The following is a 25216-nucleotide window of genomic DNA, read 5'->3' as shown; positions in this document are numbered from 1 at the left end:
CTGAGCTGAGCGCATGGCGCGGCGGTGCGCCACTTCCGGCGACCCGGCCTTCGGCGAGATGATGGTGATGAATTTCCGGGCCGCCAACCTTTCCGCGAGACAGAAGGCGATGCTCGATCGCGGTGAAGCTGACCGCAGAGCCGGCAAAGATCGTCGAGGCCGACCGGGCAGCGCTGCGTGAGGCCGGCTTTTCCGCCCGCGACATCTGGGACATCGCCTCGACCGCCGCCTTCTTCAACATGTCGAATCGAGTAGCGGCGGCAGTCGACACGCTGCCGAACGATGAATACCACGCGATGGCAAGGTGAGGTGCGAGTCAACCGAACCGTATATTAGCTGCAATTCTCGTTGCTTGTTTGCCGGTTTGGTCCGATCATCGGTGCGCGGCGTGGCCGCATGCCGGTTCGATGCCGCGGATCAAGGGAGGAGAACATGGCGAAGTTTCTCTATGTCTATCACGGCTCCGGCAAGATGCCGACCGAGGAGGCCGAACGGAAAGCAGCGATGGATGCCTGGAACGGCTGGTACGGCAAGCTTGGCTCGGCCGTGGTCGACGGTGGCAATCCGGTCGGCATGTCGAAGACCGTGCTGCCCGGCGGCAAAGTCGAGAACAATGGCGGCAGCAATCCGACCGCCGGCTATACGATCATCGAAGCGAAAGACATCGACGATGCCGTCGCCAAGGCCAAGGATTGTCCTATCCTGACGGACCCGGGTTTCAGCGTCGAGATCGCGCCGATCGTAGAGATGATGTGAATGCTCAGGACCGCGCCGCGATCGCCGCGGCGGCGCCGGCCATGGTTGTGGCGCTGACGCGGTTGGCGATCTGCATCGCCCGCTTGCTCCTGAGCAGTTTTCGCGCCTGCGCAGCAGCGAGGACCCAGGCCAGATCGATGGCGACCAGAACCACAGCCATGGTCAGCGTCAGCTCGACCCAACCGACGACCGTCACCGAAGCGAGATCGATGATGGTCGGCAGCAGCGCCAGATAGAACATCATGATCTTGGGATTGCCGAGCGTCACCGCCATGCCTGCAAAGAACAGTTTGACGGCCGACTCTTCGCGCGGCATCTCGCCCTCGCGCGCCTCGACCGGCGCCGTCCACATCTTCCAGGCGAGATAGGCAAGATAGGCGACGCCGACCCATTTCAACACGACGAAGGCGAGATGAAAGGTCTGCGCCACCATCGCCAGCCCGAACACCGCCAGCGACAGCCAGATGCCCTCGCCGATCCACATGGCGAGCAGGAACGGGAACACGTCGCGAAAGCCCTTTGCGATGACCCGCGCCACCAGAGCGGCAATCGAGGGGCCGGGCGAGCCAGCGGCGACGAAAAGGGCGGCGGCGAAGATCAGAAGCGACGTGAAGTGCATGACCGGGATCTTTTGGTTGCGAGGTTGACCGCTCAATATTAGCCCAACTGTCCCCGCAGCGGTAGCATCGACAATAGAAGGGGCTTGTCGGCCCGCCGCCTCGCGGCTAGAAGTTTCGCCCCGACACAATTTCGAGCTTCACTTTGCCTACGTAACCGCCGGTCTCGTCAACTCCCCCGACACAATGCATGGCGCCGCTGTCGCGACGTCTGCTTCACCTCACGTGTTCCTCAGGGTGGCGGTTCGAGACCGGTTTGGCACTGCTGAACCGCTGTCGCGCACAATCACCCGCGACACCTGATTTTCCGACCATCGCAGCCTCTCGCCACGCCATGCCCGCATGGGCATCTCGACATCGCCGATCTGACGAACTTCCCGACGGGAAGGGCTTTTCGGCATGTCTTCGATACTGCGTATCCGCTGGGCGATCGTGCCCAAAACCGCGCCTCGACCTCTGATCAACTGCAATCGCTGCGGTGGCTTGAAAGCTTACCACAGCAGCGGAAAATTTCGCGTCAACGCCAACGGCAAACGCATCGATGCTTGGCTGATCTACCGCTGCATCGATTGCGACAATTCATGGAATTTCGGCATTCTGGAGCGGCGCAACCGCTGCGATATCGAGCCGGAGCTGCTGCGGGCGCTCGAAAGCAACGACCCGACGCTGGCGCGTCGGCATGCCTTCGATGTTGTCGCACTGCGCAGCGCGATCGGGCGCGTCGAGGAGTTTCATGAAGCCACCGTTCATGAGGAAATGCTCGGGGACAGGCCGGAAAACACCACCGCTGTCGAACTCCAGCTCGGGCTGGAAATGCCGACAGCGCTACGGCTCGACCGACTGCTCGCCAGCGAACTCGGCATCTCACGATCGCGGCTTCACGCTTGGGGAGAGAAGCGGCGGCTGGTCGTCGATCCGCACGATGCCAAAGCCTTGCGCAAGGCGGCCCGAACGGGAACGGCGATCCGCATCGGTCTGGCCGGCGAGCCCGCCCGGGAAGCCATCATCTCGGCTGCCGGCGGATGAAGCAAAAGGGAGGGAGCATTGCTCCCTCACTCGATAATTATTTCCGGAGAAAAAAGCTTACGCCGCGCCGACCACTTTCGCCGACTTTTCGAAACGCTTGCGCTCGTTCGGGTCGAGATAGAGCTTGCGCAGGCGGATGGTCTTCGGCGTCACCTCGACCAGCTCGTCGTCCTGGATCCAGGCCAGCGCGCGTTCCAGCGTCATGCGGATCGGCGGCGTCAGCTTCACCGCCTCATCCTTGCCGGCGGCGCGGATGTTGGTCAGCTTCTTGCCCTTCAGCACGTTCACTTCAAGGTCGTTGTCGCGTGAATGAATGCCGATGATCATGCCCTGATAGACCTTGACGCCCGGGTCGATGACCATCGGTCCACGGTCTTCCAGGTTCCACATGGCGTAGGCCACCGATTCACCCTGTTCGTTGGAGATCAGCACGCCGTTGGTGCGGCCCGGCAGCTCGCCCTTGTAGGGCTGATAGGCGTGGAACAGCCGGTTCATGACGGCGGTGCCGCGCGTGTCGGTCAACAGTTCCGACTGGTAGCCGATCAGGCCGCGCGTCGGCGCGTGGAAGACGATGCGCTGGCGGTTGCCGCCCGATGGGCGCAGCTCGACCATCTCGGCCTTGCGCTCCGACATCTTCTGCACGACGACGCCGGCATGCTCCTCGTCGACGTCGATAACGACTTCCTCGACCGGCTCCAGCAATTCGCCGTTCTCGCCCTGCTGCATGACGACGCGCGGTCGCGACACGGCGATTTCGAAGCCTTCACGGCGCATCGTCTCGATCAGTACGGCAAGCTGCAATTCGCCGCGGCCGGAGACGAAGAACGAATCCTTGTCCGGCGATTCCTCAATCTTCAGCGCGACATTGCCTTCGGCCTCGCGCAGCAGGCGGTCGCGGATGACGCGGCTGGTCACCTTGTCGCCCTCGGTGCCGGCCAGCGGCGAATCGTTGACGAGGAACGACATCGTCACGGTCGGCGGATCGATCGGCTGCGCATGCAGCGGTTCGGTCACCGACAGGTCGCAGAACGTGTCGGCGACGGTGCCCTTCGACAGGCCGGCAATGGCGACGATGTCGCCTGCCTGTGCTTCGTCGATCGGCTGCCGCTCGAGCCCGCGGAAAGCGAGGATCTTCGAGATGCGGCCGGTTTCGACCTGGGTGCCGTCATGGTGCAGCACCTTGACGGCCTGGTTGGATTTCAGCGTGCCGGATTCGATGCGGCCGGTGATGATGCGGCCGAGGAACGGATTGGCCTCCAGGATGGTGCCGATCATGCGGAACGGACCGGGATGCACGGTCGGCGCCGGCACATGCTTGATGACGAGGTCGAACAGCGGCGCCAGGCCCTCGTCCTTCGGACCTTCCGGATTTTCCGAGACCCAACCGTCGCGGCCGGAACCGTAGAGGATTGGGAAGTCGAGCTGCTCGTCGGTGGCGTCGAGTGCCGCAAACAGGTCGAACACCTCGTTGACTACCTCGACATGGCGGGCGTCCGGCCGGTCGATCTTGTTGATGACGACGATCGGCTTCAGCCCGACCTTGAGCGCCTTGCCGACGACGAATTTGGTCTGCGGCATCGGCCCTTCGGCGGCGTCGACCAGCACGATGGCCGAATCCACCATCGACAGGATGCGCTCGACTTCACCGCCGAAATCGGCGTGGCCTGGCGTGTCGACGATGTTGATGCGGAAGTCCTTCCAGTCGACCGAGGTCGCCTTGGCCAGGATGGTTATGCCGCGTTCCTTTTCGAGGTCGTTCGAATCCATGGCGCGCTCGGCGACGCGCTGGTTGTCGCGGAACGAGCCGGACTGCTTCAGGAGCTGGTCGACGAGGGTGGTTTTTCCATGGTCGACGTGCGCGATGATCGCGATATTGCGGAGTTTCATGTTGTGGTCTCGGGAGCGTTGCAGGCAGCAGGCCAAAGGGCGCTGCCTCTTTCGGTTGCGCGGCTCATACAGGGTTTTTCGCAATTGCGAAAGAGGAGGCGTGTCACCAAATACATGGTCACCAAATCTTAAGCGTCTTGGTATGAAATGAAATTATTAACCAATGCGGAACCTTTCACGGTCGGGGCAGTTCGAATTTCATGACCAATATGGGCATCAGATACCGGCCAATCCTCGCATGGGCTGCCCTGGGCGTGCTCCTTGCGGCAGGCGCCGCGCAATCGGCTGCGATCTTCAACGAGGCACGCCCTGCCCTGCCGTCCGATACGCGTCCGGCGGAGCAGCTTTTTGCCGATGCTCCCGATGGCGTCGACCCGGTGGTGACCGGGCCGGTCAGCGCCGCCTTCAAGCAAAGGCAGAAAAACGCCGGCTGCGACAGCGCGGTCTGGCCCAACATTCCAACCGTCTGCTATCCGGACTGACGACCGCGCTTTACCCCCCAAGGGGAGGGTCGATCCGCGAAGCGGAGCGGGGTGGGGCTTCCCTACCTGTGTCGGCGCTTTACCCCCACCCCGTCTCATTTGCAAAGCCAACCTCGCCGACTCTCCCACAAGGGACCCACAAGGGGGAGGGTGAATAGGCGCCAGTCACTCACGCCGACTGGACCGGATCGAGCGTGACCTTGTAGAGTTCGTTGTCGTCGCGATCCATCAGCCGCACCGTCATCTGCTCGGTGGCGCCGTCGATGTCGACGAGGCCGAAGAACTGCAGCCCGGCCGAGGGCGGTAGGTTCTGCCCCTGCTCGGCGGTCGGCGCTTTGATGAATTTCAGCTCCGGACCGAAGGTCATGTCGAAATCGTTGGGACCGAACGTGCCGGCGTGAAGCGGACCCGAGACGAATTCCCAGAATGGATTGAAGTCCTGGAACTGCGCCTTGTCAGGATTGTAGTAGTGTGCCGCCGTGTAGTGCACATCGGCGGTCAGCCAGACGGTGTTGTCGATGCCGGCATTCTTTATGTAGCGAAGGAGGTCGGCAATTTCCAGCTCGCGGCCCTTGGCCGGGCCGTTGTCGCCATTGCTGACGGCCTCGGCGCCGACCTTCTTGGCACCATCGTTCCAGACGACGAGACCCAGCGGCATGTCGGCGGCGATGATTTTCCACGTCGCGTTGGAGTTTGCCAGTTCGCGCTTCAGCCACCTCGTCTGCTGTTCGCCGAGAACGCGCGATTGCGGCGTCATCGTATCCTGCATGCCAGGACCATTGCGGCCGCGATAGGAACGCATGTCGAGGAAGAACACGTCGAGCAGCGGCCCGTAGGCGATCTTGCGATAGACGCGGCCGGGTTCCGATGGCTCGTAGCGGATCGTCGTCATTTCCTGAAAGGCGCGCGCCGCGCGTGCCGCCAGAACATGGATGGACTTTTCCGAATAGCGGTCGTCGGCGCTCAGGTCCTTCGAATCCGACCAGTTGTTCACCACCTCGTGGTCGTCCCACTGATAGAAGGTCGGGCAGATGGCGTTGAGCCCCTGCACATTCCTATCCATCATGTTGTACTTCCACTGACCCCGGTACTCATCCAGCGTCTCGGCAACCTTGCGCTTTTCGTCGATGAGGACGGTGTTCTTCCATTTGCCGCCGCCGGGCAGGTCGACCTCGTCCTTCATCGCGCCGTCGGCATAGATGGTGTCGCCCGAATGCAGGAAGAAGTCGGGCGTATGCTTGCCGATCGTGGCGTAGGTCTTCATGCCGGTGTCGTCGATGCCCCAGCCCTGGCCTGCTGTGTCGCCCGACCAGGCGAAACGAATGTCGCGCTTCGAAGCCGGCGCCGTGCGGAAACGGCCGACGACCGGCTCGGAGACGGCGTTGATGTCGGCGAGATCGGCCGCAATCATGCGGTAGAAGATGTCCTGGTCGGAGGCGAGGTCGGTGAGCAGCCGCTTCGCTGTGTAATCGCTGGCAGGCGACGTAGCGAGCGGCGCAAGGCGAATGGCGTTGGCGAAATTCTCCGTCGACGACACTTCGAACATGACGCGCGACGGGCGATCGGTGCGCGTCCAGACCATGCCGCTGGTGGCGTCGACGTCGCCGGACTGGACGCCATGGGTGAAGGCCGGCCGCTGATTGGCGCGGGAATAATAGGGAAGCGCGAGGCCCGAGGCGCCGACGAGGCCAAAGGCGCTCGCCGACGCGACGAAAGCGCGCCGCGTCATCGAAATTTTGTTCATGGCTGTCTCCTGGATGGCGTTGAACGTCGCCGCCAAGCTCCAGCGTCAATGTTTCAGCCGCATCTCAAAATCATGAAGGTTTGATAACAATCGACAGGCTAGCGAATCTCCCTCCTTGAGGGGAGATGTCGCCGAAGGCGACAGAAGGGGTCGTCTCGCGTGGAGCGCCGACCTCCTGCGTCGCGGTAAGGGGCCGAGCCCGGTCGGACCGCCCCCCTCTGGCCGCTTCGCGGCCATCTCCCCTACGTGGGGGAGATTGCAGCTTGACCGTCGCGCCTTAAGCCGCCTGCGGTTCCGGCTCGAAGGCCGGCCGGCTGGTGTTGATCAACAGCGAGATGCAGGCTGCGGCTATTGCCGTCATGCCGGCTATGAGGAAGGCAAGTTCGTAATTGCCCTGCAGTTCGCGCATGGTGCCGCCGAAGAGGGCTGCGGTCGCAGCGCCCACCTGATGGCCGGCGACGATCCAACCGAAGACGATCGGCCCGCTGCGGTCGCCGAACGCCTCGTTCGACAGCCTGAGCGTCGGCGGCACGGTGGCGATCCAGTCCAATCCGTAGAGCACGGCGAAGATAATCAGGCTGGTCGACGAGAAGCCGGAGTAGGGCAGATAGATCAGCGACAGGCCGCGGATCGCATAATAGACGCCAAGCAGCTTGCGCGGATCGAAGCGGTCGGTGAGCCAGCCCGACAGCGTCGTGCCGATCAGGTCGAAGATGCCCATCAGCGACAGCAGGCCGGCGGCTTGCACCTCACCGATGCCCATGTCGCCGCAGAACGCGATCAGGTGCGTGCCAACCAGTCCATTGGTGGTGAAGCCGCAGATGAAGAAGGTGGCGAACAGATACCAGAACACGCGGGTGCCAGCGGCGCGGCGCAGCGTGTTGAGCGTGTGCATCAGGAAATTGCCCTGCGAGGCCGGCGGAACCGGCGGCACGTCGTCGGCCTCGGCGCCGTAGCGTACCATGCCGATCGAGGCCGGACGCTCCGGCACCAGCAGCCAGACCAGCGGCACCAGGCAGGCGGTGGCGACCGCAATGGTAATGACGACCGGCTTCCAGCCGCCTGACTGGGCGAGTGCGGCGAGCAGCGGCAGGAACACCAGCAGGCCGGTAGCGGCGGAGGCCGACATCAGCCCCATCACCAGGCCGCGATTGGTCTTGAACCAGCGGTTGACGATGGTGGCGCCAAGTACCGTGGCGACCGCGCCGGAACCGACGCCGGAAAACACGCCCCAGGTGAGAAGCAGATGCCATGGCTCGGTCATCAACAGGCTGAGCGCCGTCGAACCCGACATCAGCAGCAGCGCTGCCAGCAGCGTGCGGCGCAGCCCGACCCGTTCCATCAAGGCTGCGGCAAACGGTCCGGTCAGACCGTAGAGGAAGATGCCTATGGCCGCGGCGAGCGAGACGACGTCGCGCCGCCAGCCGAAGCTCTCCTCCAGCGGCAGCATCATGACCGCCGGCGCCGACCGGAGGCCTGCCGCGATCAGCAGACAAAGGAAAATGACGGCGACCACGACGAAGGCGTAGCGCTGGCCAAACGGACGGGAGTGGACTATCATGTTACTGACCGGTACGTTGCTGATGGGTGAAAGGTATACGTACCGATCGGTAACATTGTCAACCGGGCAACACCATGTCGAGAATGAAAAGCATTGAACCGACGATCAACTCGGATGATGTGGCGCCACCACTCCGGGCCGCTCAGAAGATCCTTGGCGTGGCGCGTGACCTGTTCTATCGGCAAGGCATCAGGGCGATCGGCGTCGACGAGATCGTCAAGCGCGCAGGCGTCACCAAGCCCAGCCTCTACCGCAGTTTTCCGTCCAAGGACGAGCTGGCCGCCTCCTATCTCCGGCAATACGACCTCGAGTTCTGGGGCCGCTTCGATGAGGCGGTGGCTGCCCATCCCGGCGATCCGCGCGCGCAGATTGCCGCCTTCCTGACCCGCGTCGGCAAGCGCACGCAAAAAGCTGACTATCGCGGCTGCGGCATGACCAATGCGGCGGTCGAATATCCCGAGCACGGCCACCCGGCCCGCATCGTGAGCGAGGCCAACAAACAGGAATTGCGCCGCCGCCTGCGCGCCATGGCGGCCGCGATGGGCGCCGCCGACGCCGATACGCTGGGCGACGGGCTGCTGCTGCTGATCGAGGGCGCCTATATCAGCGGCCAGTTGTTCGGGCACGGCGGACCGGCGCAATCGGTGGCCAGGAATGCCGATCTGCTGATCGGGGCGAGCTTGAAGAAATAGCGTTAGACGATACGCTGGGCCGCCCGAAACGGAGATGTCCGCCATGCGAACCCTGTTGATCCCGCTTGCCCTCGCCGGCCTCTGTCAAGCGGCCCAGGCCGGCGACATTTCCAGTGTCTACACCGATCTCGACTGGAAGAAGAACTGCGTGACCTACGCGCAAGCCGAGGAAGGTGACGGCGACTGGGCTAGTCTTGCCTGCTCCGGCTACCGCGGCTACCCGGTGCTGGTCGCTTACGACGATGCCCGGGAATCGCTGTTCTACGGATTTCCGTCAAGCGACATGACCGCGGTCTGGGAAAGCTTTATCGGCTTCAATTCGGCCGGCCCCAGGATCGAGTGGCGCATCGAGACAAACGGCGATCGCGCCGTTCCTTTCGCTGTCATCCACCGTCGCTCGATCAGCAATCCCGAGGACGAGAACAAACCGACCGAAGTGCTGATCGTCGCCAAGGTTGCCCAGCCGGAAACCTATGTGGGCTGCACCGTCGGCCTGGTGCTGGCCACGGGCGACCCCAGTGCCAACGACCAGGCGCGCAAGCTCGCCGACGAGAAGGCGAGGACCTTTGCCTGCGGCAAGGACAAGCGCGTCGTCATCGGCAAGGCGCCGGACTTCGGCCGCGTCGACAATTAGTGGCAACCGCCGCCCTTCGGCGATCCTTCACGCCCCCCTCTGCCCTGCCGGACATCTCCCCACAAAAGGAGGGAGATCGGCTGCCAACTTTCGCTTTCGCCAATCTCCAACGCTGAAAGAGAGACGGGACGGCCAAACTGCCAATCTCCCCCGGGAGATGGGGGGCGCTGTCCCGCCGACGTCTCGCAGTTTCCGCACCACCTTAATGCAATGCTTGGAAAAACGTCGGATTAATTGCTCGCCTTGGCCCGCTCGATCGCCTCGACGATCATCTTCTTGGCGTAGGCGGCACCGTGCCAGCCCTCGATCTTGACCCATTTGCCGGGTTCGAGATCCTTGTAGTGTTCGAAGAAATGCTGCACCTGGTCGCGCGTGATGTCAGGCAGCTGCGTGTACTCGGTGATGTTCTCGTAGCGTAGCGTCAGCTTGGGTGAAGGCACCGCGATGATCTTCTCGTCCAGGCCGGCATTGTCTTCCATGACCAGCACGCCGATCGGTCGCACATTGATGACGCAGCCCGGCACCAGCGCGCGCGTGTTGCAGACCAGCACGTCGATCGGGTCGCCGTCACCAGACAGCGTGTGCGGCACGAAGCCGTAATTGCCGGGATAGCGCATCGAGGTGTGCAGGAAGCGGTCGACGAACAGCGTGCCGGCCTCCTTGTCCATCTCGTACTTGATCGGCTCGCCGCCGATCGGCACCTCGATGATGACGTTGACGTCTTCCGGGGGGTTCTTTCCGGTGGCTATGGCTTGGATACGCATGGCTTTGTCCCTCTTTCGATTGGAGACCGATAGCGGGCGGCGGCGCATGGTGCAATGCGGCGAATGGTGCTGAGGCAGACTGAGAGCCTATGGAGAGGAATGCCGGGCCGTCATTCCCAGACGAAGGCGACCTTCTTCAGCGCCTTCTGCTCGAAGACCTCGACGCCCTCGGCGACGTCGCGGCCACCGGCGCCGGCATAGAAGGCGAGCGCGTTCTGGTTGTCCTCCAGCGCCCACACTACCATGCCTTTCAGGCCATGATCCGCCAGTCGCGCCCGTGCCGCCGAGAATAGCCGGCTGCCGAGCCCGATGCCCTGATATTCCGGACGCAGGTAAAGTTCGTAGATCTCGCCCTGCTGCCTTAGTTCCCGGGCGCGGTTCTTGCCGATCGTGGCGTAGCCGGCGATCTTGCCGCCGATCTCGACGACCAGCACGGTGGCGGCGCGACGGATGGCATTCGCCCACCAGGCCGCGCCGCGACGGTTGATCATAGACGTCAGCGTGCGATGCGGAATGATGCCGGCATAGGCGCCGAGCCAAGCCTGCTGGTGCACGTCGGCGATGGCATCCGCGTCGCGCGGCTCGGCTTTCCTGATGTCGATGCTCAGCGTGTTCATGATTGGTTAACCATAAACCGGCATCGACCGAATGCAAGAGTCCGGTCAGCCGGCGCGATGCTTTCGCACAGGCCATCGACAGGTCCGCAGAGGTGCCGTCAGGACACGTTCAGGATCGACTCAAATCTCGACCAGATGATCGTCGAGCTCATTGCTGCCGCCGGACGAGACCGGAAAATGTTCGGCCAGCACCGCGCCCGTCGCTTCGATCGCCTTGACGAAGCCGTCGGCGAGGCGGTCGTTATGGGCATGGGCGGTCAGGTCGCGGACGACGCCGTCCCAAACATCCTGGCGGACCTGGGCGTCGATGCCGCTGTCGGCGACCACCTCGGCGTAGCGCTCGGCGATCGAGACGAAGATCAGGACGCCGGTACGTGCCGTGGTGCGATGGACGTTGCGGGCGAGGAACTGCTTTATCGCATTGGCATGCGCGGCCTGGTAGCGCAGCCGCCTCGGCACCAGATGGATGCGCAAGCCGGGCAGTGTCCACAACAGGACAAGCACGCTGACCAGCGCCAGAACCTGGGCGATGACGAAATGCGGCACGCGGATCGATAGCCACCAGGCTTCCAGCCCATAAGCGACGGCAAGGCTGACGAACAGCATGGCCAACGTCGCCATGAAGGCGGCCGGGAAGAAATAGCCGTCGCTGGCATGCGCCACCACGCAGTAGATCTCGCCGTCGGTTCTTGATTCGGCGGCGCGGATCGCTTCGGCGATGCGGTCATGATCCTCCGGGCCGATCGGTCGTGTTGCCATGTCGTGTCTCACCAGCTTCCTGAAGAACCGCCGCCACCGGACGAGCCGCCGCCGCCCGAAAACCCGCCGCCGCCACCGCCCGACGACCAGCCGCCGCCGGAACGGCCCGATGACCAGCCGCTGCCGGTACCGGTTGTCCAGGCGCCGCCCGAGGACGAGGAACGCCTTTGGCCATAACGGAATGTCATGCCCAGCCATTTATACACGCCCGGCGACAGCTTTGTGCCGAAGATCGGCGGCAGGAACGCCATCGCCAGGCCACCAAAAAACAGCGTCGCCCACACGATCATGAACAGCACGACGATGGTGTCGAGGGAATTGTCGTCGGCCGGATTGCGTTCGCCGCGCGCTTCCAGCTCTTCCGGATTGCCTTCCAGCACCATGACCATGTCGTCGACGGCCTTGGCTATGCCGCCGGAGAAATCGCCGGCGCGGAAGGCCGGCACCATGTCGTTTTCGATGATCAGCTTGGTGTGCAGGTCGGTCAGCGTGCCTTCCAGCCCGTAGCCGACCTCGATGCGTATCTTGCGGTCGTTCTTGGCGACCAGCAAAAGCACGCCATTGTCCTCGCCGGCCTGGCCGAGCTTCCAGGCGCGGAACAGACGGTTGGCGTAGGGTTCGACCTCCTCGCCGTCGAGGCTATCGACCGTCGCGACGACGATCTGGTCGGAGCTCTTGGCCTCGAAGGCGGCGAGCTTCCGGGTCAGCGCCACCTCGGTCGAAGCATCGATGATGCCGGCATTGTCGACGACCCGCCCGGTCAGGACAGGCAATTCGGCGGCGAGAGCGGTGAAGCCGACAAGCAGCAGCGCCGCCATGGCCACCAAGGCAGCGCCGATCGTGGTGGTGGAGCGGCCGGAAGCTATGGGACGAATGGCGCGTCTTGCCATCTCGTCACCAGCTTCCCGATGAGCCGCCGCCGCCGGACGAGCCGCCGCCGCCGGAAAAGCCGCCACCGCCCGAGGACCAGCCTCCCCCGCCCGAAGACCAGCCTCCGCCACCGGACGAGCGCCGGCTCGGCTCGAAGGTCATGCCCAGCCAGCGATAGCGGCCAGGACCGATCTTCTTGCCGAAGATCGGCGGCAGGATGGAGGCGGCGATGCTGCCGAAGAAGATGATTGCCCAGATGCTTATGAAGATCGCGAAGAACAGATCGTCGGTGTTGAACGGCGGCTGCTGGTTGCGTTCGCCGCGCGCTTCCAGCTCTTCCGGATTGCCCTCCAGCACCATGACCATGTCGTCGACGGCCTTGGTTATGCCGCCGGAGAAATCGCCGGCGCGGAAGGCCGGCACCATGTCGTTTTCGATGATCAGCTTGGTGTGCAGGTCGGTCAGCGTGCCTTCCAGCCCGTAGCCGACCTCGATGCGCATCTTGCGGTCGTTCTTGGCGACCAGCAAAAGCACGCCATTGTCCTCGCCGGCCTGGCCGAGCTTCCAGGCGCGGAACAGACGGTTGGCGTAAGGTTCGATCTCCTCGCCGTCGAGGCTATCAACCGTCGCGACGACGATCTGGTCGGAGCTCTTGGCCTCGAAGTCGGCGAGCTTCCGGGTCAGCGCCGCCTTGGTCGAAGCATCGAGGATACCGGCATTGTCGACGACCCGCCCGGTCAGGACAGGCAATTCGGCGGCAAGAGCGGTGAGGGAGAGGGAGAGGGAGAGGAGGCATAAAATGCCGTACAGGAATGCCAGGCTGGCGTTCCGTCGCGCCCCCCTCTGTCCTGCCGGACAAAGGGGGGCGCGACGGAGTGCAAGGCCAATAGGGACCACGCTCACCAGCTGTTCTTCACCCACCCTGCTTGGCGCCGAAATCGACCTTCGGCGTCTGCATCTTGTCTTCCTCGATGGTGAAGTTCGCGAACGGCTGATTGCTGCGGAACCACAAGGTCGCCCAAATCACCGACGGGAAGGTCCTCAGCGTCAAATTGTACTCCCTCACCGCCTCGATATAGTCGCGGCGGGCGACCGCGATGCGGTTTTCGGTGCCTTCGAGCTGCGCCTGCAGCGCCAGAAAATTCTGGTTGGCCTTGAGGTCGGGGTAATTCTCCACCACGGCCAGCAGCCGCGACAGCGCGCTGGTCAGGCCGGCCTGGCTGTCCTGGAATTTCTTGAGGGCTTCCGGATCGCTCAACGTTTCCGGTGTCACCGTGACCTGCGTCGCCTTGGCGCGTGCCTCGACCACGGCGTCCAGCGTATCCTTCTCGTGCGCGGCATAGCCCTTGACCGTCTCGACAAGATTGGGGATGAGATCGGCGCGGCGCTGGTACTGGTTCAGCACCTGGCTCCATGCGGCCTTGGCGTTTTCTTCCGCCGTCGGGATGGTGTTGTAGCCGCAGCCGGCAAGCAGCGGCAACAGTATGGCCATCATCAGCAAGGCCGGCAGGTTGCGGAAGGAGAAAGGAGAGGCAAGGCGCTGGGCAAGCATGGTAAGGTCCCTCGGTATGACTGGCAGGCGAAGCATTACCATAATCCGCATGCAAGAACATGACCTCCGGCTGGGAGCGTCACCGGTTCTTCATCATTCACCACCAGGCGGCGAACGGGTTAAAGTCGCCGCGAAAACAGGACATCGCCATGGCGGAACGCCAAAACAACGACAGCGAATCGCGCCGCATCATCGAGCGCGTGGCACGTGAGACTGATCCGGGCGGCACGTCGTTCATGGCGCGGACCGCGAAGGGCGCTCGCGATCACGTCACTGCCGCGGATGCCGACCAGTCGGATCCGATCGAATATTGGGGCACTCGCATCGGCCGGGCGCTAGGGCTCATTGTCGCCATCGGCCTGTTGATCTGGCTCGTGCTTTTCGTCATCCAGAGTTAGGAATCCCGTGAGCACCGAAGAACACGACGCGCCGCGCGCGGTCATCGTCATTTCCAGCCATGTCGCGCGCGGCTCGGTCGGCAACCGCGCCGCGGTCTTTGCGCTGGAGACGCTGGGCTTTCCGGTATGGGCGGTGCCGACCGTCATCCTGCCTTGGCATCCGGGCCATGGACGGGCGACGCGCATCGTGCCGCCGCTCGACCAATTCCAGGCGCTGTTGGCCGATCTCGAGCGCGCGCCGTGGCTGGGCGAGGTCGGGGCGGTGCTGTCGGGCTATCTCGGCGAAGGCGGCCAGGCGGACTCCGTCGCCTCGCTGGTCGGCGCGGTCAAGGCGAAGACGCCGGATGCCGTCTATATCTGCGATCCGGTGATGGGCGATTCGGGCGGCCTTTATGTGCCGGAGGCGACCGCCACCGCCATGCGCGACCGGCTGATGCCGATCGCCGATATTGCCACGCCCAACCGCTACGAGCTGGAATGGATGGCGGGAGCGCCATTGCCCGACCTGAAAACGGTTGTGGCGGCCGCCCTTCAAGCCGGGCCACCGACCATGCTGGTCACCTCGGCGCCGGCGATGATGGCCGGCGGCACCGGCAATCTGCTGCTCAACGGCAACCAGGCGCTGCTGGCCGAACATCGCCTCATCGACAAGCCGCCCAACGGGCTCGGCGACCTGACGGCGGCCGTCTATCTGGCACGCATCCTGTCCGGCCAGCCGGCGATCAAGGCACTGCAATCGACCACGGCGGCAGTTTATGAGATCCTGGCGCGCACCGCCAAGCGCGGCGGCGACGAATTGCAGCTCGAAACCGATGCACAGAGCCTGTCGCACCCGATGGCGATGGTGCAGCTTCGCCATCTCCTGCATCCGGGGCGGGACAAAAGAGCGTGACTTTTGTCGGCGTCGACGGCTGCAAGGCCGGCTGGATCGCCGTTCGCCGCTATCCCGGTTCGACAACTCGTAACCCCGGCGCAGCACCCTCGGTAGCCGTTTTTCCAAGCTTTGTTTCGCTGCTCGACGCATTGCCGGCCAATGCGACGGTGGCCGTCGACATGCCGATCGGCCTGCCCGATATTTCGCAAAAAGGCGGCCGCGGGCCGGAGGCGCTGGTGCGGCGACTGCTCGGTAACAGGCAATCCAGCGTCTTCGCCATCCCCTCGCGTGCAGCACTTTATGCGCACACAGATGACTTCACGACGACCGCGGCCTGGTATGCCGCGCATCGCCGGGCAAGCGAAGTGGCGAAAGCGACCTCCGATCCGCCACGCGGCATTTCAATCCAGGCCTTCGGCATCTTTGCCAAGATCCGCGAGATCGATGCCATGCTGATCGCCCGGCCGGAGTTGCGCCGCCGTGTGTTCGAATCGCACCCGGAAGTCGCCTTCTGCCGGCTGAACGGCGACCAGGCGATGCGCTTCCCGAAGAAGATCAAGGGCGCCATCAACCCGGCCGGCATGGCGGAACGCAAGGCGCTGCTTGGCCGGCACGGTTATGTCAGGGGCTTTCTCGACCAGACGCCGCCGCGCGGTGCGGCCACCGACGACTTCCTCGACGCCGCAGCGATGATGCTGATCGCCGCACGCATCGCCAGCGGCGAGGCAAGGCCGTTTCCGGATCCGCCGCTCACCGATCGTTTCGGCATCCCCGTGGCGATCTGGGCGTGAATTTCCTCGCCCCATCTATCGGCGAGGCAATCGCAGTCCCTTGCGATCATGCGATTCGGCATTGCTCGCGACCGGCTTTTGCCGTTAGAGCCTTTCCAAACTGAAACGAGCTGCCGCCTCCAATCCGGAAAGGCTCCAGACACCGCCTATGCCCCATCTCCCCGATCACCTTCTCGCCGGCTACCGCAATTTCATGAGCGGCCGCTATCTCGCGGAAAGCGGGCGCTACCGCGCGCTTGCCCAGGATGGCCAGGCGCCGGAAACGATGATCGTCGCCTGCTGCGATTCGCGGGCGGCTCCGGAAGCGATCTTCGACGCCGGACCGGGCGAACTCTTCGTGCTGCGCAATGTCGGCAATCTGGTGCCGCCCTATGCGCCCGACGGCGAATTCCACTCGACCTCGGCGGCGCTCGAATTCGCCGTGCAGAGCCTCAAGGTGAAAAACATAGTGGTGATGGGCCATGGACGCTGCGGCGGCATCCGCGCAGCACTTGACACCACGGCCGCGCCCCTTTCGTCCGGCGACTTCATCGGCAAATGGATGAGCCTGATCGCGCCGGCGGCCGAGACCGTGTCCTCCAGCACCTTAATGACGGCGACGGAGCGCCAGACCGCATTGGAACGCATCTCGATCCGCTATTCGATCGCCAATCTCCGGACTTTTCCCTGCGTCTCGATCCTGGAGGGCAAGGGACGGCTGTCGCTGCATGGCGCCTGGTTCGACATCTCAAGCGGCGAGCTTTGGGTGATGAACAAGGACACCGGTGACTTCGAGCGGCCGGAAATGGTATAGACCCTGATCTCGAACCCTGGGGTTCAGATGAGATCATGATCAGGCGAGAAGACAGAGACCGTCCCGGTTCCCTCGGGATGGAACAAGCTCCAGGAGGCGTCGCATGATGCAGAATTGGCGCTCGATCGCTTTCGCCGTGGCAACGCTGCTGCTTTCAGTCATCTTCGCGCGCGCCGACGATGGCGCGCTCATCGGCCGCTGGTATGCGGCGCTGCTGGTCGCCGATCGCACGGAACTGTCGGATTTGCTTGCCGACGACGTCCGCATAAAACTCGACGACCTCGGCGTCGTGCAGACCAAGCAGGAGTTCATCGACTCGATCGACGAATGGCAAGGCGCCGTTGCCGGGGCTGAAATCCGGCATCGGATCGAGAAGACCGAGGGCGGCGTCACCACGGTGGTCGCCTGCTATGATTTTCCCAACAACGACATGCTGATGCAAGAAACCTTCGCGATCGCCGACAACCGCATCACCGCCAGTTCGCAGGCGGCGATCGCGGAAACCTGCGACGCCTACTGAGCGGAACTTGACCAGCCGCGATATTGCGTGCGGCGCGCCAGCGCCCTACATCGGTGACGGTCCCGCCTCTTCAGCCATTCAGCGAAAAGCCCCTTACTCAGCGAAAGATGCCCATGCCGTCCACGAAAGCCGTCGACCTCGCCGCCCATCCGCTGACCACCTGGCAAGGGCCGCTCGGCCTGCCCGATTTCACCCGCATCGGCGACGGCGATTTTTCCGGGGTTTTCGATGCGGCATTGAAGGCGCACGAGGCCGAGATCGAAGCAATATCAGGCAATGCCGAGACGCCGACCATCGAGAATACGCTAGCGGCACTGGAACTCAGCGGCGAGGCGCTCGACCGTGTCTCGTCGATCTTCTGGTGCCGGGCCGGCGCCCATACCAACGAGGCGATCCAGGCGCTGGAGCGCGACATCTCGCCAAAAATGTCGCGGCATTTCTCGGCGATATCGATGAACGAGAGGCTGTTTGCCCGCATCGACGATCTCTACCAACGCCGCGAAGCCCTGAAGCTCGATGCCGAGACGCTGCGGGTGCTGGAAAAGACCTGGAAGGGCTTTGTCCGCTCCGGCGCCAAGCTCGACGCCGAAGGCAAGAAACGGCTGGCGACGATCAACGAGAAACTGTCGTCGCTCGGCACCACGTTCAGCCAGAACCTGCTTGCCGACGAGCGAGACTGGGCGCTGTTCCTCGACGAAGCCGACCTTGCCGGCCTGCCGGAGTTCCTGAAAAGCGCGATGGCCGAAGCCGCCGAGATGCGCGGCCAGAAGGGCCGCTATGCCGTCACCCTGTCACGCTCGATCTACGAGCCGTTCTCGACCTTCTCCGAGCGCCGCGACCTGCGCGAGACCGCCTTCCGCGCCTTCACCATGCGCGGCCAGAATGGCGGCGCCACCGACAACACGGAAGTGGTGCGCAACATGCTGCGCCTGCGCGCCGAAAAAGCGAAGCTGCTCGGCTACGCTTCCTTCGCCGCCCTGAAGCTCGACGACACAATGGCGAAGACGCCGGAAGCGGTGCATGCGCTGCTCGACCCGGTCTGGGAGAAAGCCTTGGAAAAGGCCGCAAGCGACCAGACCGAGTTGCAGCGGTTGGCGACCGAGGCCGGCAGCAACGAAAAATTCGCGGCCTGGGACTGGCGCTTCTACCAGGAGAAGCTGCGCGCCGAGAAATTCGCCTTCGACGAGGCCGAACTGAAGCCCTACCTGCAGCTCGACCGCGTCATCGATGCCTGCTTCGACGTGGCGACACGGCTGTTCGGCATCACCTTCGAGGAAAAGAAGGGCATTGCCGCCTGGCATCCGGACACGCGCGTGTTCGTCGTGAAAAATGCCGACGGCAGCGAGCGCGGGCTGTTCCTGGCCGACTATTTCGCGCGGCCATCGAAGCGCTCCGGCGCCTGGATGAGCGCGCTGAAATCCGGCTATAAGCTCGGCCATGGCTCCAGGCCGGTCATCTACAACATCATGAATTTCGCCAAGCAGCCGGAGGGCGAGGCAGCACTTTTGTCGGTCGACGAGGCCAAGACCCTGTTCCACGAATTCGGCCATGCCCTGCATGGCACGCTGACCGACGTCACCTGGCCGTCGGTCGCGGGCACCTCGGTCAGCCGCGATTTCGTCGAACTGCCTTCGCAGCTCTACGAGCATTGGCTGACCGTGCCGGCGGTTCTGGAAAAGCATGCGCTGCATGTCAAAACCGGCAAGCCGATGCCGAAGGCGCTGGTCGACAAGATGCTGGCGGCGCGCACCTTCGGCGCCGGCTTCGCCACGGTCGAGTTCACAGCGTCGGCGCTGATCGATATGGCTTACCACGCGCGGCCGGATGCGCCGGAAGAGACGCTTCGTTTCGAAGCCGAAACGCTCGAAAAGCTCGACATGCCCGACACCATCGCCATGCGCCATCGCACCCCGCAGTTCGGCCACATATTTTCCGGCGACGGCTATTCGGCCGGCTACTATTCCTACATGTGGTCGGAGGTGCTCGATGCCGACGCCTTCGCCGCCTTCGAGGAGACGGGCGACCCGTTCAATCCGGCGCTGGCCGAGCGGCTGCGCAAGAACATCTATGCCGCCGGCGGCTCGAAGGACCCGGAAGAGCTCTACACCGCCTTCCGCGGCAAGATGCCTTCGCCCGAGGCGATGATGGTCAAACGCGGGCTGGTCTGAACGGCGGAGCAGGGCTAAAGAGGCGTCACGCCGCACCCATTGCGCCATCTGTGTGCGTCGTTGAGGTGTAGAACCTTCTGGACGCCGGCAGGACAGAGGGGGCGCGAAGGAATGAGACGGTTCAAGCGATGCTGAGCAGCTCGACGCCTTTCAACAGCGCCGCCGGATCGCCGAGCACGCGCAGCGTCTTCAGCCGGGCCGTGCCGCCGGCGGCGACCGAGACGGCCGATCGCGGCACCCCCAGCGCCTTGGCGATCAGCCGTTCGAGCGCTTGATTGGCGGCGCCGTTTTCCGGCACGGCGCGGACGCGGGCTTTGAGATGGCTTCGCCCGTCGGCAGACGTTTCGATGCCTTCGAGCCTGTCAATCGCCGCTTTCGGCGTCAGCCGGACGAACAGATCGACGCCGTCGTCACGCAAGCGGAACGGCGCGCTCATGGAATGGCTCAGACGACCAGCGGCGCCACGGTGGTGAGCAGGAACTGCCGGAGGAAGAACAGGATCAGAAGCAGGATGATCGGCGAAATGTCGATGCCGCCGAGGTCGGGCAAGAAGCGGCGGATCGGCCGCAGCGCCGGCTCGGTCAGCCGGAAGAGCATGTTGCTGACGCTATCGACGAACTGGTTGCGCGAGTTGACGACGTTGAAGGCGTAGAGCCAGGAGAAAATCGCCGAAGCGATGATGATCCACCAATAAATGTCAAGCGCCAGGACAATGGTCTGAATGAGGGCTATCATGCCGGTCTCCAATTGTTGCCGACATGTAGCCATTGCGGGCGAAGGCGGCAAGAGCCAGCTGCCGCGGCACGCCGGCTCGATGGCAGGCCGCGCGGCTTTTGGGCCAAACGGCGTCTTGACAGGAAACCGCCGCGCCCGATAAATGCGCCCATCCGCTGGACGGGGCTGTAGCTCAGCTGGGAGAGCGCGTCGTTCGCAATGACGAGGTCAGGAGTTCGATCCTCCTCAGCTCCACCAGCGGAATTTCCCAAAGGAGATTGGGCAGGTGCCGGCTTGCGATGGTGCCGCGGTGCTCATCCTGGTCATCGGCGTCGGCGTCTTTCGCGTGCACCCGCTGATCATGACGCTCGGCACCAGCTGCGTGCAGGTCTAGCAGCGCATCGTCATCGCTTCGGGCACCAGGATCCCGCCCTTCCACCATCCTGCAGATACCCGGAGGCACGGCGGATTCTGTTTGGGCTGACCGCGCGGTTTGCCCGCATGATCGCATCAATCAAATTGCTTCGCCGAACGGCTTGCGGAGATAAGCGCCAAGGTCAGCTTCTGCAACGCCATGAAACCATTGACAGCGTCTCCGAGTCCGAGGGCGATAGTGCTGCTCCCGCCCCCAGCGCCCGTAGGCGAGTTTAGTAAATGGAGTTGGAGATTCATATTGCTCCGCGGGCCAACTCGGGCACTCGCCCGATGCGTATCCTTGGTACGAACATTCAGTGCAGTGAGTCATCCTCCGATAAGGCATCATCGCGCAGGATTGCGAGCGATCGTGCAATCGAGACAAGCTCGATCACAGACTTGGCGTTGAGCTTCTCCATGACGCGCTGACGGTGGGCCTTGATCGTTCTAACCGTCGTGCCAAGGTCGAAAGCGATCTGCTTGTTTTGGCGGCCGTGCGCGACCTCCTCAAACACCTGCCTCTCACGGGGAGTGAGTTTCTCAACAAGCTGTTGGAGCGTTCCCAGTCGGTCCCGCCGGGATAGTGCACGACGCTGACGAGCCATCGCCCTCTCGATGGCGTCGAACAGCTCGTCCTCGTTGACCGGCTTGGTGAGGAAGTCCTCTGCTCCATGCTTCATGGCACGGACGGTCGTGGGAATGTCGCCATAACCCGTCAGGAAGATAATTGGCAACGCAAGTCCCAAGCCACTAAGTCTCTCTTGCAATTCCGGGCCGCTCAGGTTTGGCATTCGCACATCCACAAGCAGGCAGACGGGATCGGCTCCGTCGGGCAAGCGTTCCAGCAGATCGTCCGCAGTTTGATGTTCGGAGACGATGTAGCCGGCGGTCCGCAGGAGTCTGGCGATTGCTTCGCGGAAGGATGCGTCGTCGTCGACGATGTGAACGATCTTCGTCATTGCGATCACTGCCTTCGCGCGGTTGCGCGGGGCAGTTTGAAACGGAACACGGCGCCGCCACTGTCGCGTTTTTCAGCCCAAATTTGCCCACCGTGAGCTTCGACAATGGAGCGGGCGATGGGCAGCCCCATTCCTAGTCCCTTGCTCTTTGTCGTAACGAAAGGCTCGAAGATATTTGCGAGCCGATCCTCCTGCACTCCAGGCCCTGAATCGGAAATGGCGACCTCAACCAGCGAGGTGCCCGATGGATGGGTCAAGCCCGCGATCCGGCGCTCACCCAAAGGCCTGGAGCATACGGAATCAAGGGCGTTCAATACGAGGTTCAGGACGACTTGTTGCAGTTGCACGGGATCACCCCTTACGACCAACGTCCCCCTCGTTGGAACCCGGTCAAGCCGTGCCCCTGCCGCCAAAGCCTGTGGCGACATGAATTCGAAGACTTCACGGATGACTTCGTCGAGGTTCACGTCCCGTGTTTCGGAGGGCATCTTACTCAACAGGCGATGCATGTGCTCGATCACACTGCTCGCCCGCACGGTGTCGCGCTTGATGTCTCTAAGAATCAGCCCGATCTCCTCCAGATCAGGACTGCCGGTTGCGAGAAGCCGTTGCCCCGCCGCCGCATTGCACTGGATGGCCCCAAGCGGTTGGTTGAGTTCATGCGCCATCGTTGACGACAGCTCCCCGGCTGTCGCACAACGGTTCATGTGCGCAAGCTCGGCCATGCGTTGACTTGCCTCGAATTCGGCTATTCGGCGCCAGCCGTGCTCGTATAATAGGGCTATGATTAGGACGGTCTGCAAGACAAGCGCGACCGTGATCGCTGCGAGTTCCCAACCATAATCTTGCCAAAGACTTGGGACGCGATTCCGAACCTCGCCATCAACTTCTTCCGCGGCAGTTACCGTGTCCGCTTGGCGAAGCCGCGCGAGGCGCCCGGTCACGTCGGTGGGAAGTTCGACATCGGCAGATGACTTCTCATCAACGAAGGCGAGAACAATCGGAACGCCCGGCCAAAGCTCGGGACGCCACCGAATCGCGTGGTCGAGGGCGGCCGAACCGACCGTCAAGATCACTCCGACCGGACTGTCCTGGTATTTGATGGCGAAGCGTTCGCTGAGGCTCTGTTCGTAGCCGGCGCCATGGAACCGGCCCAAATCCAGGTTCTCGACGTACAGCGTGACCGCCCTCGCGCCGGCGTAAACGGTCAAGATCAATAGAGCGGCAATCGAAAGGACGAATCCGTGGGACACGCGCATCGCTCGACCCCTTGCGCTCTCGTGGGTCGCGTCATCTTTGGAGCCGCAGCCCACGCTATCAGACTTTACCGCAATCGGCAAAAAATACCGAGGTTGCATCGGGGCGTCCCGCCGGACAAATGGAAGTGATGTACGGCGTATTGTCCCTAGGTACATGGCCTTGGGGACAGTAGTTCCACCGCGCGTTATCTCTATCCTCTGAAACCCATTCGCTTTCTCGTCGTGCCAGGGGGACCTTGGAAGCCTCCAAAGCAGAATGGCAACGGCTGGGACGCGCCTGTTAGCGCTATGGAGGCGAGAATGGCAGACAATCAGAACGAGGCTGCAGCCAGAGTCAAGGCGGCTGCAAAAGAAGGAGATTGGACCCGCCCATGGGCAATGGCGATCCCGAAGGGAGGGTATTTTGAGAAGGAGAACGGGCGCTACGGACCACTCTTCCCGAAGACCCCGGCGAATTACGGCTTCACGATCATCGCCAAGGTCAAGCCAGGCCGAGAAGAGGCTGTTCGCGCTCACGGCCAGACCATCGAGTCAGCCATCGCCGGCACACCCGACGCGCTCGCCGTGCTGAAGCTGCACTACCTGCGCTGGCTCCTGTTCCCAATCGAAGGCGCCACCTACTTCATGTACCAAGGCTACTTCGATACCGACTTCGACAAGTACACGGAAGACGCCGTGATGCTCTTCACCTCGCTTGGCCTCACCACCGTCTTCACGAACCTCGAAGGTTTCCCTGAGGACTGGAAGACGAATCCCGACGCCTTCATTAGGTTCGTGCGCGAGCACCATTGCCCGAGCTTCCTCGAATACGGCGAGTATCCATTCGTCTCTGCGGATGAGGTCAAGAAGGCCTTGAGGATCAAGCAGTCCTTGTCGGAGATGCTCGACAACATGCAATAGGAGTCGGCATCCCCAATATCGCGGCGCCACATCGACGCTCAGTTCGGCGATCGATTCATGCTGCAACGTTGCAGACTCGGAGGCGCTCATGCTCGAATTCGACGATATCCAACACATGCTGCTGACGCGCGTGCCGGCTGTAACGGGCCGGTATGAGTTCCTCTCGTTCGGAACGCCCGCACAGGGACGAGCCTGGCTCCGGCGTGTGCTTCCCACCGTTGAATCCACAGCGGCGGCCACTGCTTCGGTCGATTCCGAGAAGCGGTGGGTTTCCGTCGCGTTCACATGGAACGGATTGCGAGCGGTCGGAGTGGACGAGGGGTCACTCGCAAGCTTTCCGGCAGAGTTTCGGGAGGGCATGGTTGCGCGCGCCAGGATGCTCGGTGACACCGGCGCCAACCATCCCGACCACTGGGTGGGAGGACTTGCCAGCCCGGACCTGCATGCGATCGCGATCCTCTTCGCCCGCTCGGAGGAGGAACGCGGTCGCTGCATAAAAGAGCACGACGCCTTCCTCGCCGAGACCCACGGTGTCAAGGTCCTGTCTTCGCTCGATCTCGAGGCGACGCCACCCTTCGACCATGCTCACGATCACTTCGGCTATCGCGACCGGCTCACGACGCCGGAGATCGAGGGCACCGGTGTTGAACCGTCGCCGGGATCGGGGGCGCCGCTAAAGGCCGGCGAGTTCATCCTTGGCTACGACGACGAGCTTGGCCCGGTTCACGGTTTGCCGGAGCCAGATGTCCTGTCGCGCAACGGCAGCTTCATGGCCTACCGCCGGCTGCAGGAGCATGTCGGCGCATTCCGCGACTTCCTTCGCCAGAACGCCGCAACGCCCGACGAGCAGGAGCTGCTCGCCGCTAAGCTGATGGGACGCTGGCGAAGCGGAGCGCCGCTGGTGCTGTCGCCCGATAAGGATGACCCCGCGCTCGCCGCAGATCGCCAGCGCAACAACAATTTCGACTACGGAAAGATGGATCCGCTCGGCTACGCGGTACCGCTCGGCGCCCATATCCGGCGGATGAACCCGCGCGACACGGCCGCCAACATGAACCGGCGACGGATGCTTCGGCGCGGCGGAACCTATGGACCGCCGCTTGCGGACGCCTCACCGGAAGACGGCCGCGAGCGCGGTGTTGCCGCCTTCGTGCTCTGCGCAAGCCTCGTCCGCCAGTTCGAATTCGCGCAGAACGTCTGGATCAACGACAAGGACTTTCACGAGCTCGGCAATGAGCACGATCCGATCATCGGCACCCAGGACGGGACGTTTGAGTTCAAGATCCCGAAGCGTCCGATCCGCAGGAAGATCACGGGGTTGCCGGCATTCACCACAGTCAGGGGCGGCGCCTACTTCTTCCTGCCAGGGCTAAGAGCGCTCCGGTGGATCTCCGAACGCGGCCTTTAAGAGGAGGCCGGGCGAGAGGGACGGAAGCTCTGGCCCGTTTCTCACGCAATCGAAGGA

General features: G+C 63.2%; 27 protein-coding genes, 1 tRNA gene and 1 pseudogene. 15 read left to right on the top strand and 14 right to left on the bottom strand.

From position 1 onward, the window contains the following. Nucleotides 1-9: 9 nt before the first annotated feature. Nucleotides 10-308 (top strand): annotated as a pseudogene (locus AC0NID_RS07545) (peroxidase-related enzyme); the annotation flags it as partial. A gap of 124 nt (nt 309-432) precedes the next feature. Then, nucleotides 433-756: a YciI family protein gene (locus AC0NID_RS07540; protein WP_473452301.1), complete on the top strand. Its 324-nt coding sequence runs from the start codon at nt 433-435 to the stop codon at nt 754-756. A gap of 4 nt (nt 757-760) precedes the next feature. Here the strand turns inward: AC0NID_RS07540 and AC0NID_RS07535 are convergent, their stop codons facing one another. Next, nucleotides 761-1375, bottom strand: coding sequence for a LysE family translocator (locus AC0NID_RS07535; protein WP_473452299.1), 615 nt, complete (start codon nt 1373-1375; stop codon nt 761-763). Between the two features lie 397 nt (nt 1376-1772). On the opposite strand from AC0NID_RS07535, the gene AC0NID_RS07530 reads away from it, so the two are divergent. After that, a complete protein-coding gene (locus AC0NID_RS07530) occupies nt 1773-2399 on the top strand; it encodes a DUF1062 domain-containing protein (RefSeq protein ID WP_473452297.1) in 627 nt (208 codons plus the stop codon). Between the two features lie 57 nt (nt 2400-2456). Here the strand turns inward: AC0NID_RS07530 and typA are convergent, their stop codons facing one another. Further along, complete coding sequence (gene typA / locus AC0NID_RS07525) at nt 2457-4286, bottom strand: translational GTPase TypA (protein WP_473452295.1); 1830 nt, start codon at nt 4284-4286, stop codon at nt 2457-2459. Nucleotides 4287-4486: 200 nt separating this feature from the next. Between typA and AC0NID_RS07520 the strand changes: the two genes are divergently transcribed. After that, nucleotides 4487-4768 (top strand): hypothetical protein, encoded by a 282-nt coding sequence (locus AC0NID_RS07520; RefSeq protein ID WP_473452293.1) that lies wholly within the window; start codon nt 4487-4489, stop codon nt 4766-4768. 169 nt (nt 4769-4937) lie between these two features. Here AC0NID_RS07520 and AC0NID_RS07515 read toward each other — a convergent pair whose 3' ends face one another. After that, complete coding sequence (locus AC0NID_RS07515; protein ID WP_473452291.1) at nt 4938-6512, bottom strand: alkaline phosphatase D family protein; 1575 nt, start codon at nt 6510-6512, stop codon at nt 4938-4940. Nucleotides 6513-6789: 277 nt separating this feature from the next. Next, nucleotides 6790-8073 carry an MFS transporter gene (locus tag AC0NID_RS07510; RefSeq protein ID WP_473452289.1) on the bottom strand — a complete coding sequence of 428 codons (1284 nt, stop codon included), beginning with the start codon at nt 8071-8073 and terminating at the stop codon, nt 6790-6792. Between the two features lie 74 nt (nt 8074-8147). Between AC0NID_RS07510 and AC0NID_RS07505 the strand changes: the two genes are divergently transcribed. Both AC0NID_RS07505 and AC0NID_RS07500 read left to right on the top strand, forming a co-directional pair. Further along, nucleotides 8148-8765: a TetR/AcrR family transcriptional regulator gene (locus AC0NID_RS07505; RefSeq protein ID WP_473452287.1), complete on the top strand. Its 618-nt coding sequence runs from the start codon at nt 8148-8150 to the stop codon at nt 8763-8765. A 43-nt stretch (nt 8766-8808) separates the two neighbouring features. Continuing rightward, the gene (locus tag AC0NID_RS07500; protein WP_473452285.1) at nt 8809-9399 is read left to right on the top strand and encodes a hypothetical protein; all 591 of its coding nucleotides are present in this window, start codon (nt 8809-8811) and stop codon (nt 9397-9399) included. A gap of 230 nt (nt 9400-9629) precedes the next feature. Here AC0NID_RS07500 and ppa read toward each other — a convergent pair whose 3' ends face one another. The 6 genes from ppa to AC0NID_RS07470 form a co-directional block, all read right to left on the bottom strand. Further along, nucleotides 9630-10163 (bottom strand): inorganic diphosphatase, encoded by a 534-nt coding sequence (ppa, locus tag AC0NID_RS07495; protein ID WP_473452283.1) that lies wholly within the window; start codon nt 10161-10163, stop codon nt 9630-9632. A 110-nt stretch (nt 10164-10273) separates the two neighbouring features. Continuing rightward, a complete protein-coding gene (locus AC0NID_RS07490) occupies nt 10274-10780 on the bottom strand; it encodes a GNAT family N-acetyltransferase (RefSeq protein WP_473452281.1) in 507 nt (168 codons plus the stop codon). Between the two features lie 120 nt (nt 10781-10900). After that, nucleotides 10901-11539 carry a TPM domain-containing protein gene (locus AC0NID_RS07485; RefSeq protein WP_473452279.1) on the bottom strand — a complete coding sequence of 213 codons (639 nt, stop codon included), beginning with the start codon at nt 11537-11539 and terminating at the stop codon, nt 10901-10903. 8 nt (nt 11540-11547) lie between these two features. Then, the gene (locus AC0NID_RS07480) at nt 11548-12429 is read right to left on the bottom strand and encodes a TPM domain-containing protein (RefSeq protein ID WP_473452277.1); all 882 of its coding nucleotides are present in this window, start codon (nt 12427-12429) and stop codon (nt 11548-11550) included. Nucleotides 12430-12433: 4 nt separating this feature from the next. Next, nucleotides 12434-13228: a TPM domain-containing protein gene (locus AC0NID_RS07475; protein ID WP_473522240.1), complete on the bottom strand. Its 795-nt coding sequence runs from the start codon at nt 13226-13228 to the stop codon at nt 12434-12436. Between the two features lie 94 nt (nt 13229-13322). Beyond that, the gene (locus AC0NID_RS07470) at nt 13323-13961 is read right to left on the bottom strand and encodes a LemA family protein (protein ID WP_473452659.1); all 639 of its coding nucleotides are present in this window, start codon (nt 13959-13961) and stop codon (nt 13323-13325) included. A 149-nt stretch (nt 13962-14110) separates the two neighbouring features. Here AC0NID_RS07470 and AC0NID_RS07465 point away from each other — a divergent pair, with 149 nt between their 5' ends. The 6 genes from AC0NID_RS07465 to AC0NID_RS07440 all read left to right on the top strand — a co-directional run bounded on the left by AC0NID_RS07465 (nt 14111) and on the right by AC0NID_RS07440 (nt 19505). After that, nucleotides 14111-14359 (top strand): hypothetical protein, encoded by a 249-nt coding sequence (locus AC0NID_RS07465; RefSeq protein WP_473452275.1) that lies wholly within the window; start codon nt 14111-14113, stop codon nt 14357-14359. Nucleotides 14360-14366: 7 nt separating this feature from the next. After that, entirely contained in the window at nt 14367-15251 is an 885-nt protein-coding gene (gene pdxY / locus AC0NID_RS07460) for a pyridoxal kinase PdxY (RefSeq protein ID WP_473452273.1), read from the top strand. Further along, nucleotides 15248-16024, top strand: coding sequence for a DUF429 domain-containing protein (locus tag AC0NID_RS07455; RefSeq protein WP_473452271.1), 777 nt, complete (start codon nt 15248-15250; stop codon nt 16022-16024). Before pdxY ends, AC0NID_RS07455 begins: the two co-directional genes overlap by 4 nt. Before the next feature lie 148 nt (nt 16025-16172). Then, nucleotides 16173-16817: a carbonic anhydrase gene (locus AC0NID_RS07450; RefSeq protein ID WP_473452269.1), complete on the top strand. Its 645-nt coding sequence runs from the start codon at nt 16173-16175 to the stop codon at nt 16815-16817. Between the two features lie 103 nt (nt 16818-16920). Beyond that, nucleotides 16921-17337 (top strand): nuclear transport factor 2 family protein, encoded by a 417-nt coding sequence (locus AC0NID_RS07445; protein ID WP_473452267.1) that lies wholly within the window; start codon nt 16921-16923, stop codon nt 17335-17337. Between the two features lie 113 nt (nt 17338-17450). Further along, nucleotides 17451-19505: a M3 family metallopeptidase gene (locus tag AC0NID_RS07440; RefSeq protein ID WP_473452265.1), complete on the top strand. Its 2055-nt coding sequence runs from the start codon at nt 17451-17453 to the stop codon at nt 19503-19505. 121 nt (nt 19506-19626) lie between these two features. Here the strand turns inward: AC0NID_RS07440 and AC0NID_RS07435 are convergent, their stop codons facing one another. Both AC0NID_RS07435 and AC0NID_RS07430 read right to left on the bottom strand, forming a co-directional pair. Beyond that, the gene (locus AC0NID_RS07435) at nt 19627-19941 is read right to left on the bottom strand and encodes a DUF167 family protein (protein WP_473452263.1); all 315 of its coding nucleotides are present in this window, start codon (nt 19939-19941) and stop codon (nt 19627-19629) included. Nucleotides 19942-19949: 8 nt separating this feature from the next. After that, on the bottom strand, nt 19950-20240 hold the full coding sequence (locus tag AC0NID_RS07430; RefSeq protein WP_023800489.1) for a YggT family protein: 291 nt from the start codon (nt 20238-20240) through the stop codon (nt 19950-19952). A gap of 161 nt (nt 20241-20401) precedes the next feature. On the opposite strand from AC0NID_RS07430, the gene AC0NID_RS07425 reads away from it, so the two are divergent. Beyond that, a tRNA-Ala gene (locus tag AC0NID_RS07425) sits at nt 20402-20477 on the top strand. Nucleotides 20478-20947: 470 nt separating this feature from the next. Here the strand turns inward: AC0NID_RS07425 and AC0NID_RS07420 are convergent. Then, nucleotides 20948-21592 carry a response regulator transcription factor gene (locus AC0NID_RS07420; protein WP_473452259.1) on the bottom strand — a complete coding sequence of 215 codons (645 nt, stop codon included), beginning with the start codon at nt 21590-21592 and terminating at the stop codon, nt 20948-20950. Nucleotides 21593-21597: 5 nt separating this feature from the next. Beyond that, entirely contained in the window at nt 21598-22851 is a 1254-nt protein-coding gene (locus AC0NID_RS07415) for a sensor histidine kinase (RefSeq protein WP_473452258.1), read from the bottom strand. Nucleotides 22852-23151: 300 nt separating this feature from the next. Here AC0NID_RS07415 and AC0NID_RS07410 point away from each other — a divergent pair, with 300 nt between their 5' ends. Both AC0NID_RS07410 and AC0NID_RS07405 read left to right on the top strand, forming a co-directional pair. Next, entirely contained in the window at nt 23152-23751 is a 600-nt protein-coding gene (locus AC0NID_RS07410; protein WP_473452256.1) for a hypothetical protein, read from the top strand. Nucleotides 23752-23839: 88 nt separating this feature from the next. Next, nucleotides 23840-25159, top strand: a complete 1320-nt coding sequence (locus tag AC0NID_RS07405; RefSeq protein ID WP_473452254.1) for a Dyp-type peroxidase — start codon at nt 23840-23842, stop codon at nt 25157-25159. Nucleotides 25160-25216 lie beyond the last annotated feature (57 nt).

The sequence above is a fragment of the Mesorhizobium sp. WSM4821 genome (assembly GCF_055901555.1).
The sequence above is the reverse complement of the archived record's forward strand: the minus strand, read 5'-3'. Positions and strand labels throughout refer to the sequence as shown.